Here is a 15,803-nt window from a genome sequence, read left to right as displayed (position 1 = left end):
GTACTTTAGCACTCGTTAAAAATTTAAAATAAACGTTAATAAAAATAAGAAGACATAAATGGGATATTTATTTACATCCGAATCCGTTTCGGAAGGTCATCCGGACAAAGTAGCAGATCAGATTTCTGATGCATTAATTGATAATTTTTTAGCCTTTGACCCTCAATCAAAAGTTGCTTGTGAAACATTGGTAACCACCGGTCAAGTTATTCTAGCCGGTGAAGTGAAATCAAAAGCATATTTGGATGTTCAAGAAATTGCGCGTGAAGTGATTCGTAAAATTGGTTATACCAAAAGTGAATACATGTTTGAAGCAAACTCATGTGGTATTTTATCTGCTATTCACGAACAATCTGCTGACATCAATCAAGGTGTTGACAGAAAAAAGAAAGAAGAGCAAGGTGCCGGTGATCAAGGAATGATGTTTGGTTACGCGACAAACGAAACCGCGAACTACATGCCTTTGGCATTGGATTTAGCACATGGCATTTTATTAGAACTTGCTGCGCTGCGCAGAGAGAACAAAGAAATTAAATACTTGCGCCCAGATGCAAAGTCACAAGTTACTTTAGAATATAATGATGACAATGTTCCTGTTCGTATTGATGCAATCGTTGTTTCTACGCAACATGATGATTTTGATTCTGAACCTAAAATGTTGGCAAAAATTAAAAAAGACATCATTGACATTTTAATTCCGAGAGTAAAAAAGAAATACCCAAAATACGCTCATTTGTTTAACAACAAAATCAATTACCACATCAACCCAACAGGAAAGTTTGTAATTGGCGGACCACATGGTGATACCGGCTTAACTGGACGTAAAATTATTGTTGATACGTATGGTGGAAAAGGTGCTCATGGTGGTGGTGCATTTTCAGGAAAAGATCCTTCAAAAGTTGACCGTTCTGCTGCATATGCAACACGTCATATTGCTAAAAACCTTGTTGCTGCAGGTGTTTGTTCCGAAGTGTTGGTTCAAGTTTCCTATGCAATTGGTGTGGCTCAGCCGATGGGTATCTTCATCGATACATATGGTACTTCCAAAGTAAAAATGACTGACGGACAAATTGCTAAAATTGTAGAAAAAGTATTCGACATGCGTCCTTACTTTATCGAACAGCGTTTCAAACTTCGCACACCGATGTACAGCGAAACTGCAGCATACGGACATATGGGTAGAAAAAATGAAACCATTACCAAAACATTCAAATCTCCAGATGGAAAAACAAAAACAATGAAAGTAGAATTGTTTACTTGGGAGAAACTGGATTATGTTTCAAAAGTAAAAGCTGCATTTAAATTGAAATAATTTTTTATCGCATACAATAACGCCTCATTCTGAAAGTTAAGAATGAGGCGTTTTTAATTTATAGGCAAAATACTTATTTAATGAAAACCTTCGTTACACTGTGTTGCATACTTATCTTTCTTTTGCCCTGCAAAGGGCAAATGGATGGTGTGCAAAACAATACTAATTGGGGAATAACATTTTCATTACCCTGGGTGAACTATTACAGCTACATCGATTATTATAAAAATGCAAGCGCACGCACTTTTGGTTTTTTCGGATTAGGGCTCTCCGGATACTACAAAACGCCAAAACAGAAAACATCCGTAAACATTAGCATTACCGAAGACTTAACTTCCCCTGTTCGCATAAACAAGTTGTATGGTTCTGAAATAAAAACAAATATCGGATCCACTTATTTTGAAATCATTCAACACAGAACAATGTATGAAAATATAAATGTTGTATATGGATTTAATTTTGTGAATTACAACTTTCGTTTATCCAGTAGCGTAGACAGCATACCGAGCTATAAAAAAACGGACCAAACATTGGGACTATCTGCCGGATTAGAATATCGCTTCAACCGGAATTATTCCGTTGCAGCCATTTATAGACCCGCACTTGCATCGTTTGAAACCGATAGCAAATACCGCCATTTAATTAACCTGGAACTTCGTATTGATTTGGATTTTAAAAAGAAAGACTAATTATTTCTTTCTCATAAAAATTTGAATCGGCACACCGGTAAAATCGAAGTTATCTCGCAAACGATTTTCGAGAAAACGAATATAGGATTCCGTCACATATTGTGGAAGATTACAATAAAAAGCAAATGTTGGAGCATGTGTTGGCAACTGATTAATAAACTTCACCTTCACGTATTTCCCTTTAATAGCAGCAGGAGGAGAATGTTCAATAATTGGCAACATCACATCATTTAATTCACGTGTTTTAATCGATTTTGTGCGATTGAAATTAACCTTTTCAGCTACTTCAATTGCTTTTAAAACGCGTTGTTTGGTGAGTGCCGATGTAAATACGATTGGAACATCTTTAAACGGGGCTAATTTTTCACGAATCTTCTCTTCATATTCCTTCGTTGAATTGGTTGTCTTTTCAACCAAATCCCATTTATTCACTACAATCACAATTCCCTTTCTATTCTTTTCTGCTAAGTGAAATATATTGATATCCTGTGCTTCCAATCCAAGTGTTGCATCAATCAACAACAAACAAACATCACAATCTTCAATTGCACGAATAGAGCGCATGACCGAATAAAATTCCAAATCCTCCTCTACCTTTGATTTTTTACGAATACCGGCAGTATCAATCAATAAAAAATCATGACCAAAAGCCGTATAACGTGTATTGATAGAATCGCGCGTTGTACCAGCAATGGGAGTAACGATGTTGCGTTCTTTTCCCAAAGGGCATTAATCATAGATGATTTACCAACATTTGGTCGTCCTACAATTGCAAACTTAGGAATATCTAATTCTTCAACAACCGCATCTTTGTCGAATGCTTTTACAACCTCATCCAACAAATCACCTGTTCCACTTCCACTGATTGCAGAGATATTGTGTACTTCACCTAAACCGAGCGCATAAAACTCTCCTGCCAGGCCTTGGCGAACGTTATTATCAACTTTATTGGCAACAACAAATACTTTCTTTTTGCCTTTCCGTAAAATGTTGGCAACTACCTTATCATCATCGGTAATACCATCAGCAACATCCAATACAAACAAAATTACGTTCGCTTCTTCAATCGCCAAATTCACTTGTTTACGAATCTCTGCTTCAAAAACATCTTCCGACCCTTTTACATAACCTCCGGTATCAATAACGGAAAATTCAATTCCATTCCACTCCGATTTACCGTAATGTCTGTCACGTGTTACTCCCGACTCGGAGTCAACAATCGCTTTCCTACTGTCGGTTAAACGGTTGAAAATGGTTGATTTACCCACATTCGGGCGTCCTACTATTGCTACGATGTTTGCCATTTTATTTTTTTAATATCTCTTCGGCTTGTTTTCAAAGGCACAAAGGTAATAGAATAATCGATTTATAGGAATTATTCAAACGTGCTAATCTTTTGACTTCCTTCCAGTTCTCTCTCATTTGCTATTGTTTTAAAATTATATTTTTTGTAAATTTGGAGGAAGAGATACTCTACAAATGAAAATCAAACTCACTCTTTTAATCAGCATTTATTTACTAATTACGATTTCCTTAACTGCACAAATCCCAAATTATTTATGGGCAAACAAAGCGGGTGCAGCTTGCTGTGGGGACTATTTATTCGGAGTTTGTACCGATAATCTCGGCAATGTATACATCACCGGTCGTGGTAGCGGAAGTCCGACAATGAATTTTGGAACAACCACAATAACTTACGGAGCTTCGATGTATGTGGCCAAATACAATGCCACAGGAACTCTTCTTTGGGTAAGAACAGGGCTAGTGAGCTCACCTTCAACGGATGAAGGAGTAAGCATTACCACCGATGCCAGCAATAATGTATTGATTGCAGGTTTGCAAAGTAGTTCACCTCTTGTATTTGGAACCGATACCATCACAAAAACACCTGGTGCGGGAAACGCAGCTTTCCTACTAAAATACGATCCTTCCGGGAATGTTCTGTGGGTTAAAAATACCAAGGGGTTAAATGTGCAATCAGCAGCAGGAGTAGCAACTGACGCCAGCAATAATGTATATATTACCGGGTGGTTTGCAGGTTCCAGTGCTTCTTTTGACGCAATAAACCTTTCAGCTACAGGACCAGGTGAGAATTGCTTCCTGGCTAAGTATGACTCACTGGGTAACGTGATCTGGGTGCGAAAATCTTCTGGTCCAGGTTATTCTGCAAGAGCATATGGTATTACTGTAGGTGCAGATAATAATCCAGTAATTACAGGTGATCTATATGATTCCGGTCCTGTTACGATGAATTTTGACACGGTTACAATTAGTACTACAAGTTCGGAAACTGTCTTCACTGCAAAGTACGATGCAGCAGGAAATATTTTATGGGGACGGGGTGCTACGGCTGGAACTGCGGCCTCTGCAGGAGCAGGGATCTCTTCTGATGCTGCTAATAATATTTACATAACAGGAAAATATGGTTATGGCACCTCTGTTACTTTTGGAAGCACTATACTACCCTGTGCAGGTAATTTTGATTTCTTTTTGACAAAATATGATTCGAATGGAAATGTCCTTTGGGCAAAGAATGCAGGAGGATCGGAAGATGATAGAGGATACAGCGTTTCTTCTGATGCAGCAGGCAATACTTCTGTTACAGGTTGGTTTAACAGTAATGCCATCACAATGGGAACTTCCGTTTTAACCAATTCAGGTTCGGGAATTACCAGCGACATATTTATTGCTAAATACAATGCCGCAGGGAATGTGACTTGGGCAGAAAATTCTGTAGGAAATGCAAATGACCAAGCATGGGCTACTTGTATCGATCCGCTCGGAAACACCTATGTTGGAGGTCATTTTGACAGCCCTACTCTTACTTTTGGCTCTCTAAATTTAGCTCCATATTCTACTAGTTCCCCAAATATTTTTTTAGTAAAGATTGGACCTGATCATTTTGAACCTAATGGAATTTCAGAGAATGGTGCTAGTAATGATTTTAATATATTTCCCAATCCTGCCAATGGAATTTTCAGTGTAAACAGCTCAACAAAAATTTTTCAAATAGAGGTAATAAATATGCTCGGAGAAGATATCCTTTCTGAAAAAGTAAATAATAACAGTGCCCAAGTTGATATCTCGAGTCAAGCGAACGGTATTTATTTCATACGTCTAAGCACAGAAAAAGGCCGCTTCACCCAAAAAGTTAATCTTATAAAGTAACAAAAAAGCCGGCCTTTTTTTTACAAAAGAACCGGCTACTAGTAGCGGGGACCGGACTCGAACCGATGACCTTTGGGTTATGAGCCCAACGAGCTACCAACTGCTCCACCCCGCAATATATCGCGATATTTTATATGTCTTAAAGAACGAAAAAGGTTGTCTGCCTTTTTAAATTGCGGTGCAAAGATATATTTTGTTTCTTTGTAGTCCAAATATCTTATCAACATTTTTTGAAATGGCTCATAAATCAGGGTTTGTAAACATTATTGGATCACCCAATGTAGGAAAATCAACACTAATGAACGTATTAGTGGGTGAACGACTTTCTATTATTACATCAAAAGCACAAACTACTCGCCACCGAATCATGGGAATTGTAAATGGTGAGGATTTTCAAATCGTTTATTCTGACACACCGGGTGTATTAAAGCCCAATTACAAACTTCAGGAGTCGATGATGGATTTTGTAAATACCGCACTTCAAGACGCTGATATTATTTTATTTGTTACCGATATCTACGAAGACATAAAAATTGAGGAGAAAGTGCTTCATAAGATTAAAAACACAAACGCACACGTTCTGCTTCTTATTAATAAAATAGATCTTTCAACCCAAGACAAATTAGAAGAAAAAGTACAGTATTGGAAAACAGAAGTACCCAAAGCAGAAGTAATTCCAGTTTCTGCATTGGAGAAATTTAATGTTTCCTATGTGTTTGACCGAATTCTGGCACTTCTTCCTGAAAGTCCGGGCTTTTATGACAAAGACCAATTAACAGATAAACCAGAACGATTCTTTGTTTCAGAAATCATCCGAGAAAAAATTCTGACCAACTACAAAAAAGAAATTCCTTACTCCGTTGAGGTTGTTGTAGAATCGTTCAAAAACGAAGAAAAAATAATTAAAATCCGAGCAGAAATCATGGTTGTTCGCGATTCCCAAAAAGGCATCATCATTGGTCACCAAGGAAAAGCTTTAAAAAAGGTGGGAACAGAAGCACGCAAAGACATGGAAGAGTTTTTTCAAAAACAAGTATTCCTCGAATTGTTTGTGAAAGTAAACAAAGACTGGCGTGATAGTGATACGCAATTAAAACGGTTTGGGTATAGTGGATAAGCGCTAAATGATTCTTTCGAAGCACTTCCGCTCCTGTTAAATTGACCTAAGGAAAAGTTGTTTTTTAATTTTTTTTTAATTTAATCATTAAGATGTAACAAAAAAAATCCCCAACTGAATCAATTGGGGATTTTTGCTTTTATAACAATCGAGCTTACTCGTTAATTTTATATTCAAAATTTAGTTTGGTTAGCTTTTGATAGTCTTCACCGGTTTTTTTGATATCATCATCATCTTCATCATAACACCATACAACTGTTGTTTTAGTCCCGGCATTGCTTAACTCTACAAACTTCATTAAAAACTGTTTTACAGAAATAATAGAAGATGAGCTCAAGTAGAATAAGTTGAAATTAATTTTTATTTCCTTGGGATTAGTTGTTTTAAGTTCATCCATCCAGTCAATCACTTCGCGATAGAACTCCTTGCTATCTTCAGGAAAAGACTTCCCTTCAATCAACAAATTATTTGCACCCGCATCTAAAATTATATGTGGCGTATTGTTCGATGCCTGTATTTCTATACGCTTCATGTTATCCGGATACTTTTGCTTGTAATGAAAACAATGAATATTCTTTATTTAAAACTTCAAAGTCGAAATCAATTTCATTATTGGATTTTAATGCAATTGTCAAAAAGCCTAAGCCCGCTCCTCCTTTTGAGGAAAGCTCCCCATTCGAAAGAACATCCATGTATTGTTTTTTCAAATCTGAATCATTCATCGATTTAATGGCATTCAGACGTTTATTTAAACGTTCCGCAACAACTGAACTAACAATATTTCCAGAAAACAAGGTGTATTCATTGCTATTTTTACCTATAATAAAATAGGTCATTTGATAACCGTTATTGTCTTTCTCTCCATGAATACAAATATTCTGAAGCATTTCAATAACGATATTAAAAATCTTTTTGATTGCGCTTTTGCTAACACCAAGATACTCCATTTGTGTTTCCACTAATGTAGAAATAGTATTTACCTTATCTTGATCCAGTTCTCCAATATGCGACACGATAATTTTACGATCCGCAACATTAAAAGCAGCCTTGATACTATTTACTTTGTTAGTAAAAATAGCCTCTTCAACTGAACCGCTCATATTTAAATCCATAGAATAATTATTCTTATCAAAAAAAATTGCCTTTTCTCTGCAAAATTTCACCAATTATAAGAAAATTAATTAAATATTAGGGGTAAAAAAGCATATTTTTATACACTAATTTGCTCTAAAACAGAACATCGACCTCAAAAACAGCTATTTCTGGTTTCTTTTTTCCAACAAATCCACCACTTCTTTAATAGTTAACCCTTTGGCAGACAATAGAATCAGGTAATGAAACAATAAATCGGCTGCCTCACCAAGGAATAAATCCGGATTGTTGTCTTTTGCCTCTATTACCAACTCCACAGCCTCTTCTCCTACTTTTTGAGCAATCTTATTCATTCCCTTACCAAAAAGGCTGGAAACGTAAGATTTATCATCCGGATTCATCTTTCTGTCCAGTATAATTCCTTCTAAACGTGAAAGAAAATTCATTTGATTTTTTTCATCAAAACAGGTATCTGAACCGGTATGGCAGACAACACCTTTAGGCGTAACCTTTATCAAAAGTGTGTCTTGATCACAATCCAACAGAACAGTATTCACATCCAAAAAATTTCCACTTTCTTCTCCTTTTGTCCACAAACGATTTTTAGAACGTGAGAAAAAGGTCACTCGTTTTTCTGCAGTTGTTTTCTGATATGCTTCTTCATTCATATATCCTAACATCAGAACCACATTTGTTTTATGATCTTGAACAACTACAGGAATTAACCCATCGGCTGACTTTTTAAAATTTGGCTTCATAACTATAAATCTATTACATACATATTAAATTCTAACATCAATTCCAGCTGCTCTTAAAAATATTTTTAATTGTGGAATTTCAATTTCTTTAAAATGGAAAACACTGGCTGCCAGCGCGGCATCCGCCTTTCCAAGCAAAAACGCATCTTTAAAATGTGTCAAATCTCCAGCACCACCACTTGCAATCACCGGAACATTCACATTTTCTGAAATCAATCTAGTGATATCATTTGCAAAACCGGCTTTGGTTCCATCATTATTCATTGAAGTCAGCAAAATTTCTCCCGCTCCCAAAGCAACCACTTCCTTTGCCCAATCCAATGTTCGCTTATCTGTTTTTACTTTACCCCCATTCAAATACACAAACCAATCACCGTTTTCAAATTTTGTATCAATCGCTAAAACAATACACTGACTACCAAACTGATTTGCTAAATCCCGAATTAAATGAGGATTTTTAAATGCGGATGTATTGATGGAGATTTTATCTGCACCGGCATCTAACAGCATTGCAACATCTTGGATCGAGCTAATTCCTCCACCTACAGTGAATGGAATATTAATACTTTGAGCAATTCGAGTAACCAATTCCGACAAAGTTTTTCGATTTTCGTTCGTTGCGGTAATATCCAAAAACACCAATTCATCAGCACCTTGTTTACTATATAAAATGGCCAATTCAACAGGATCACCTGCATCACGAATATTTTCAAAATTCACACCTTTCACCGTGCGCCCATCCTTAATATCCAAACAAGGAATTATTCGTTTTGTTAACATTCAATATACTTTTTAAGTTCCTTCATTGTAATTCTTCCTTCATAAATGGCTTTTCCAACAATTGCTCCTTTACAGCCAATTTCTTTTAATTCATCTAAATCATTTAATGATGTCACTCCTCCACTTGCAATCAAATTTACCTGTGGCGAATTATGAATAATTTTTTTATACAGATCAACACTTGCACCCTGCAATAATCCATCCTTCGAAATATCCGTGCAAAATAAATTTAAAACACCTTGTTTTTTATTTTCCTCAACAAAATCAAAAACATTGATTGTTGTTGTTTCTAACCAACCGTTAATTGAAACATTTTCTCCTTTTACATCTGCACCCAACAATAGTTTGGAAGCACCGAATTTTTGAACCCAAGAAAAAAACAATTCTTTTTGTTTTACAGCTACACTTCCAACAGTAGCAATCGTGGCTCCTGAATCATAAACATTCGCAATCGATTCATCCGTTTTTATACCTCCACCAAAATCAATAATTAACTTCGTTTGCGAAGCAATTTTTTCTAAAACTTTATAATTGACAACTTCTCCTTTTTTTGCTCCATCTAAATCAACCAGATGTAATCGTATAATTCCAATATCTTCAAATTGTTTGGCAACTTCCAAAGGATTTTCATTGTAAATTATTTTTTGATTGTAGTCTCCTTGCGTCAATCGAACACATTTCCCATCGATAATATCTATTGCAGGGATAACAAAGCTTCTTGCCTCTATCGAAACAGTGGAATGTGTATTGATATTGTTTTTTACTTCGTTCATAGGTTTAAAAAATTCTCTAAAATAAGTTGTCCGGCATCGCTCGATTTTTCAGGATGAAATTGCACTCCATAAAAATTTCCTTTCTGCCAAGCCGCACTGTACTCAATTCCATAGTTCGCTATTGCAATTGTATTTTCTGACTTTTCAACATAATATCCATGCACAAAATACATGAATTCTTGTTCTTTCAGGCGATCAAAAATTTTCGAATTTAAATTTTCAATCGTATTCCAGCCAATCTGGGGGACTTTATTCGCATCAGAAAATCTCAATACTTTTTGTTTAAATACTCCCAAACAATCGGTATTGCCCTCCGCTGAATTTTCACAAAACAATTGCATTCCCAAACAAATACCTAAAACAGGTTGTTTAAAATTGCAAATTACTTTATCGAGTTGCTTATCTCTCAAATAACGCATTGCACTGCTGGCCTCACCTACTCCCGGAAAAATAATTTTATCGGCCGTATTCAAATCTTCAATGTTATCCGTAACAATGGGATCTACACCAATTCGCTTTAAAGCGAAAGAAACGGAACGAATATTCCCAGCATTGTATTTTATAATTGCTACCTTCATTTATAATATCCCTTTTGTACTTGGCAAACTCATATTCTCCATATCTCTTTTTACAGCAATTTTTATTGTTTTTGCGAATGCTTTAAAAATTGCTTCAATCTTGTGATGCTCATTTGTTCCTTCTGCTTTAATATTTAAATTACATCTAGAAGCATCACTAAACGATTTGAAAAAATGAAAAAACATTTCGGTTGGCATTTCACCGATTTTTTCTCGCTTAAAGTCCGCTTCCCATACAATCCAATTTCTTCCTCCAAAATCAATTGCTACTTGTGCCAAACAATCATCCATTGGTAAAGCAAAACCGTATCTTTCAATTCCTTTTTTATCACCCAATGCTTTTAAAAAGGCTTCTCCTAAAGCAATACCAACATCTTCTATTGTATGATGTTCATCAATGTGCAAATCTCCTTTCGCAGTGATATTCAAATCAATATTTCCATGTTTTGCAATTTGTTCCAACATGTGATCAAAAAAAGCCAATCCAGTTGAAATTGCTGACTTCCCTTTTCCATCTAAATTTAATTCAATTGAAATGGCTGTTTCTTTCGTAATTCGTTCATGCACAATTTTCCTATCCGGTATTTTTAAATATTCATAAATCTCTTTCCAACTATCTACTTGAATCGCAATATCATTTTTGTGTGAATCTGATTTATCATAGTTCGTAATAAAAATCGCTTTGGCTCCTAAATTTTTAGCCAATTTCACATCTGTGAGACGATCTCCAATGACAAATGAATTTTTTAAGTCATACTTCCCCGACAGATATTTTGTCAACAAACCAGTATTCGGTTTACGAGTTGGTGCATTGTCTTTTTCAAATGTTCGATCAATACAAATTTCAGCAAACACAATCCCTTCTGATTCCAAGGTTTGAACCATTAGATTTTGAACCGGCCAAAATGTGTTTTCAGGAAAAGAATCTGTACCTAAACCATCTTGGTTAGTAACCATTACCAATTCATAATCTAATTCACGAACAATTTTTCCCAACCAGGTAATGACTCCAGGAAGAAATTTAAATTTTTCGAAACTGTCAATCTGAAAATCTGCTGGCGGTTCCCAGATCAATGTCCCATCTCTGTCGATAAACAATACCTTTTTACCCATTTTTATATTTTTTTAAAATTGAAATCAATTGTTCATTTTCATCCTTTTTACCGATTGTTATTCTCAAACAATCATCACACAAAACCACCTTGCTTCTATCTCTTACTACGATTTGATGTTGTGTTAAAAAATAATATAGTGTTGGAGCATCCACCACTTTCACTAAAATAAAATTCGCATCACTGCGATATACCTTTTTCACAAATGGCAACAACGCAATTTCTGCACTTAATTTTTCACGTTGCTCAACAATTGTTTTAATCCACTCATTCACTTGGCTAACATTATCAAGGGCTTTCAATGCCAATTCCTGTGAAACCACATTGATGTTGTAAGGTGGTTTTATCTTGTTAAAAACATCGATTATCGGTTCGGAAGCAAATGCCATCCCTATTCTCAATCCGGCCAAACCCCAGGCTTTTGAAAGCGTTTGAAGAATTACCAAATTAGGATAATTCAACAATTCCGGAATTAAACTTCTGTAACTGGCAAAATTGATATACGCTTCATCAATCACAACAATTCCTTGAAATGTATTAAGTATTTTTTTTATCGTATCCCATGCTACACCATTTCCCGTAGGATTATTCGGGCAGCAAATAAAAATCAACTTTGTATTCACATTGATTGCTGCCAAAATTTTTTCTTCGTCCAATTGAAACGTTTCAGGCAGTAATGGTACTTTTTTTACCTCTACCTCATTGATATTAGCCGACACCTCGTACATCCCATAGGTAGGCGGACAAACAATCACATTGTCTTTTCCCGGAATACAAAATGCACGATACAGAATATCAATCGCCTCGTCACTTCCATTGCCTAAAAAGATGTTTTCAATGGGCAGACCTTTTATTTTGCTCAACTTTTCTTTTACAGCCAATTGTAATGGATCCGGATACCGATTCAAAGCACCGCTTCCTTCCGTTGCAATAGGAGAGCCGTATGCATTTTCATTGGCATCTAAAAAAATTCCGTCTTTCCCTTTGTATTCATCTCTTGCAGAAGAATATGGAACTAACTTTTTAATATTTTCCCTAAGAACATTATTTAATTCAAACATAATTTTATTTTTTTAATCGAACACTTACTGCATTTTTGTGGGCTTCCAAACCTTCGGCTTCTGCCATTAATTCTATCGCATGACCAATGTTATTCATTCCCTTTTCAGTAATTTTTTGAAAGGTAATTTTTTTGACAAAACTATCCAAAGATACACCACTGTATGCTTTTGCATTACCATTGGTTGGCAAGGTATGATTTGTGCCGGATGCATAATCGCCTGCACTTTCACAGGAATAATTCCCTAAAAAAACAGAACCTGCGTTCATCACCTTTTCTGCCAAGCCCTCATCGTTTTCACATGCAATGATTAAATGCTCTGGTGCGTAGGCATTCAGCAAGTCCATTCCCTCAGCATTATCCTTCACAACAATTGCTTTACTGTTGTCAAGTGCTTTCAAGGCTATTGCTTTTCGAGGCAATAATTCTAATTGAATTTCCAATTCTTCAATTATCTTTTTAATTATAGGTTCGTTAGATGATACCAAAACTACTTGAGAATCGGCACCATGCTCTGCTTGTGATAATAAATCGGCAGCAACAAATTGAGGATTACACGTATTATCAACTAACATTGCAAGTTCAGAGGGGCCTGCTGGCATATCAATTGCAACACCGGCTTTACTTACATACTGTTTAGCGGAAGTGACATATTGATTTCCAGGCCCGAAAATTTTATAAACTTTTGGAACGGTTTCGGTACCATACGCCATTGCGCCTATTGCTTGCACTCCACCTAATTTAAACACCTTTTTTATTCCTAGCAATTGTGCAGTATATAAAATCGCATCATTCACAATCCCGTTTTGATTAGCCGGTGTACACAATACAATTTCTTTACATCCTGCAATTTGAGCAGGAACTCCTAACATTAAAATGGTTGAAAACAAAGGCGCGGAGCCTCCAGGAATATACAAACCAACCTTTTCAATAGCTACCGACTTCCTCCAACACAAAACCCCTTCCGTTGTTTCAACAACTTTTATTTCTTCTTTTTGTGATGCATGAAATTTTTCAATATTTATTTTTGCTACCTGAATGGCTTTCTTTAAATCTTCCGAAATATTCTTTGTTGCTACAGAAAATTCCTCTTCTGACACCTGCAGGTTTAATAACTCTACTTTATCAAATTCCCGAGTATACTTCTTTAATGCAGCATCACCATTTTGCTGAACATCCATTACGATTTGCTGAACCAGCTTTTCAAGCTCAACAGATTCAATCGCTGGACGTTTTAGCAATTCAGACCAATCGTTTCGTGAAGGATATTTAATTGTTTTCATAAATTCGTATTTTTCTTATTGAATTAGCAACCTGCACAGCAATTGACAGGTTCGATGTTATAAAATCATTTTTTCAATTGGCACCACTAAAATGCCTTCTGCTCCTTTTGCTTTTAATTTTTCGATAATGTCCCAAAACTCATTCTCCGTAACAACACTATGAACAGAACTCCAACCTTTATCTGCTAATGGAAGTATCGTTGGACTCTTCATTCCTGGAAGAATTTTACAGATGGCATCCAAATTTTTATTGGGAGCATTTAACAAAATGTATTTATTATTCTTTGCTTTTTTTACTGCATTGAGTCTAAATAAAAGGCGATCCAAAATCTGCTTTTGATCAGTTGATAAATTATTACTAGCAATTAATACAGCTTCCGATTTAAGAATCACTTCTGCCTCTTTCAAGCCATTTGTAAACAAGGTACTGCCGGAACTTACCAAATCGCAAATCGCATCTGCCAATCCGATACCGGGTGCAATTTCAACCGAGCCACTTATTTCATGTATCTCCGCATTAATTTTATTTTTTTTCAAATATTTCGACAAGACAGTAGAATAGCTCGTTGCAATACGCTTCCCTTCCAAATCCTGAATCCCTTTGTATTTTTGATTTTTAGGAATCGCTATGGATAGTCTGCATTTACCAAAACCCAAACGATCAACAATTTTTACTTCTTTATTTTTTTCAATGACCACATTCTCTCCTACAATTCCGATATCTGCAACACCATCTTCAACATATTGAGGAATATCATCATCTCTTAAAAAAAAGACCTCCAATGGAAAATTAACGGCCTCCGCTTTTAGTTTATTTAAACCATTATTAAATTCAATCCCGGCTTCTTTTAAAATTTTAATTGAATCTTCATTCAATCGACCCGACTTTTGTATTGCAATTTTTAACTTCATTTCCATTTTAACATTTTTTATAATTACTGAATAATCTATTTTTTTTTCGATTTTCTAATGATATAGGCCAAAAACAAAAAGGGCTCACCAATATGGTAAGCCCTCTGAATATATTGATATTACTATCTTGTGCTAAATTACACAATACACCCCTTGCTTACCTTTTGAGTAAGTATGATGATGATGTATAGATAGTGTTGTTTTCATTTATGGGACAAATGTATGTAATAAATCAAATACAAAGCAAATTTATTTTAAAATCACATGTAAATTTAAGTAAATTTGATAAAAAACATCCCTAAAATGAAAACCAAAATCTTCTCCGCAATCCTTATTTCTTTAAGCATTTTATCTTTTAAAGCAGATAAAAAGGCTTATGAACTGTTCGACATCAATGGAAAAGTAGCTACCTACGAGCAATTATTAAAAAGCGCAAAAGAAGCTGACATTGTTTTATTTGGCGAATTGCATGACAACCCAATTGGGCACTGGCTGCAATTGGAGCTAACGAAAGATTTGTACGAAGCAAAAAAGAGCAATTTGGTTTTAGGAGCAGAAATGTTTGAGGCGGATGATCAAATAGCAATCAATGAATATTTACAATCTAAAATTTCTGATAAAACGTTAAAGGACGAAGTTAAACTTTGGAATAATTACAATACAGATTACAAACCATTATTGAATTTTGCAAAAGCGAACAACTTAAACTTTGTTGCTGCAAATATTCCAAGACGCTATGCAAATTTAGTTTACAATAAAGGAATTGAAAAATTAGATAGTCTTGATTCAGAAGCAAAAAAATGGATTGCTCCATTACCAATGAAATATGATGCAAACTTAAAATGCTACAAAGACATTTTTGAATCAGCAGGAGGACATGGTGGACAAAATTTACCGAAATCGCAAGCGATAAAAGATGCAACAATGGCTTACTTCATTTTAAAAAACTGGACTAAAGGAAAAACATTCATTCACTACAATGGTTCGTATCATAGTAATTATCACCAAGGCATCGAATGGTATTTAAAACAGGAAAATTCAAGTTTAAAAATAGTTACCATTGGATCAACAGAGCAACCAACTTTTGAGGCATTAGATAAAGCATCCATTGGTTTGGCCGATTTTATTATCTGCACACCGGAGTCCATGACAAAAACGCAACAATAATA

General features: G+C 35.5%; 15 protein-coding genes, 1 tRNA gene and 1 pseudogene. 5 read left to right on the top strand and 12 right to left on the bottom strand.

Annotated elements, in window-relative coordinates; all coding sequences use genetic code 11:
• Positions 1-58 precede the first annotated feature (58 nt).
• Entirely contained in the window at positions 59-1,312 is a 1,254-nt protein-coding gene (locus IPP64_13370; GenBank protein MBL0330376.1) for a methionine adenosyltransferase, read from the top strand.
• Positions 1,313-1,392: 80 nt separating this feature from the next.
• On the top strand, positions 1,393-2,001 hold the full coding sequence (locus IPP64_13365; protein ID MBL0330375.1) for a hypothetical protein: 609 nt from the start codon (positions 1,393-1,395) through the stop codon (positions 1,999-2,001).
• Here the strand turns inward: IPP64_13365 and der are convergent.
• A pseudogene (gene der / locus IPP64_13360) lies at positions 2,002-3,305 on the bottom strand (ribosome biogenesis GTPase Der). It abuts the gene before it with no gap.
• Between the two features lie 175 nt (positions 3,306-3,480).
• Here der and IPP64_13355 point away from each other — a divergent pair.
• Positions 3,481-5,169 (top strand): T9SS type A sorting domain-containing protein, encoded by a 1,689-nt coding sequence (locus IPP64_13355; GenBank protein MBL0330374.1) that lies wholly within the window; start codon positions 3,481-3,483, stop codon positions 5,167-5,169.
• 42 nt (positions 5,170-5,211) lie between these two features.
• Here IPP64_13355 and IPP64_13350 read toward each other — a convergent pair.
• Positions 5,212-5,284, bottom strand: a tRNA-Met gene (locus tag IPP64_13350).
• 120 nt (positions 5,285-5,404) lie between these two features.
• Between IPP64_13350 and era the strand changes: the two genes are divergently transcribed.
• Positions 5,405-6,286 (top strand): GTPase Era, encoded by an 882-nt coding sequence (gene era, locus IPP64_13345; GenBank protein ID MBL0330373.1) that lies wholly within the window; start codon positions 5,405-5,407, stop codon positions 6,284-6,286.
• A 154-nt stretch (positions 6,287-6,440) separates the two neighbouring features.
• Here the strand turns inward: era and IPP64_13340 are convergent, their stop codons facing one another.
• From IPP64_13340 to IPP64_13295, 10 genes are all read right to left on the bottom strand, one after another.
• A complete protein-coding gene (locus tag IPP64_13340) occupies positions 6,441-6,818 on the bottom strand; it encodes a DUF1987 domain-containing protein (protein ID MBL0330372.1) in 378 nt (125 codons plus the stop codon).
• Position 6,819: 1 nt separating this feature from the next.
• On the bottom strand, positions 6,820-7,386 hold the full coding sequence (locus IPP64_13335; protein ID MBL0330371.1) for a hypothetical protein: 567 nt from the start codon (positions 7,384-7,386) through the stop codon (positions 6,820-6,822).
• Positions 7,387-7,542: 156 nt separating this feature from the next.
• Positions 7,543-8,136, bottom strand: a complete 594-nt coding sequence (locus IPP64_13330) for a bifunctional phosphoribosyl-AMP cyclohydrolase/phosphoribosyl-ATP diphosphatase HisIE (GenBank protein MBL0330370.1) — start codon at positions 8,134-8,136, stop codon at positions 7,543-7,545.
• Between the two features lie 24 nt (positions 8,137-8,160).
• A complete protein-coding gene (gene hisF / locus IPP64_13325; GenBank protein ID MBL0330369.1) occupies positions 8,161-8,916 on the bottom strand; it encodes an imidazole glycerol phosphate synthase subunit HisF in 756 nt (251 codons plus the stop codon).
• Positions 8,910-9,689: a 1-(5-phosphoribosyl)-5-[(5-phosphoribosylamino)methylideneamino]imidazole-4-carboxamide isomerase gene (gene hisA / locus IPP64_13320; protein ID MBL0330368.1), complete on the bottom strand. Its 780-nt coding sequence runs from the start codon at positions 9,687-9,689 to the stop codon at positions 8,910-8,912. The genes hisF and hisA overlap by 7 nt, the downstream gene beginning before the upstream one ends.
• Complete coding sequence (gene hisH, locus IPP64_13315; protein ID MBL0330367.1) at positions 9,686-10,267, bottom strand: imidazole glycerol phosphate synthase subunit HisH; 582 nt, start codon at positions 10,265-10,267, stop codon at positions 9,686-9,688. Before hisH ends, hisA begins: the two co-directional genes overlap by 4 nt.
• The gene (gene hisB, locus IPP64_13310) at positions 10,268-11,380 is read right to left on the bottom strand and encodes a bifunctional histidinol-phosphatase/imidazoleglycerol-phosphate dehydratase HisB (protein MBL0330366.1); all 1,113 of its coding nucleotides are present in this window, start codon (positions 11,378-11,380) and stop codon (positions 10,268-10,270) included.
• On the bottom strand, positions 11,373-12,440 hold the full coding sequence (hisC, locus tag IPP64_13305) for a histidinol-phosphate transaminase (GenBank protein ID MBL0330365.1): 1,068 nt from the start codon (positions 12,438-12,440) through the stop codon (positions 11,373-11,375). The genes hisB and hisC overlap by 8 nt, the downstream gene beginning before the upstream one ends.
• Before the next feature lie 4 nt (positions 12,441-12,444).
• The gene (gene hisD, locus IPP64_13300) at positions 12,445-13,722 is read right to left on the bottom strand and encodes a histidinol dehydrogenase (GenBank protein MBL0330364.1); all 1,278 of its coding nucleotides are present in this window, start codon (positions 13,720-13,722) and stop codon (positions 12,445-12,447) included.
• Between the two features lie 57 nt (positions 13,723-13,779).
• Positions 13,780-14,640 carry an ATP phosphoribosyltransferase gene (locus tag IPP64_13295; protein MBL0330363.1) on the bottom strand — a complete coding sequence of 287 codons (861 nt, stop codon included), beginning with the start codon at positions 14,638-14,640 and terminating at the stop codon, positions 13,780-13,782.
• 297 nt (positions 14,641-14,937) lie between these two features.
• Between IPP64_13295 and IPP64_13290 the strand changes: the two genes are divergently transcribed.
• A complete protein-coding gene (locus IPP64_13290; GenBank protein MBL0330362.1) occupies positions 14,938-15,801 on the top strand; it encodes a ChaN family lipoprotein in 864 nt (287 codons plus the stop codon).
• Positions 15,802-15,803: the final 2 nt, after the last annotated feature.

The organism is Bacteroidota bacterium, from assembly GCA_016722565.1.
Lineage (GTDB): Bacteria > Bacteroidota > Bacteroidia > 2-12-FULL-35-15 > 2-12-FULL-35-15 > 2-12-FULL-35-15.
This window is presented reverse-complemented; position numbering and strand designations above follow the sequence as displayed.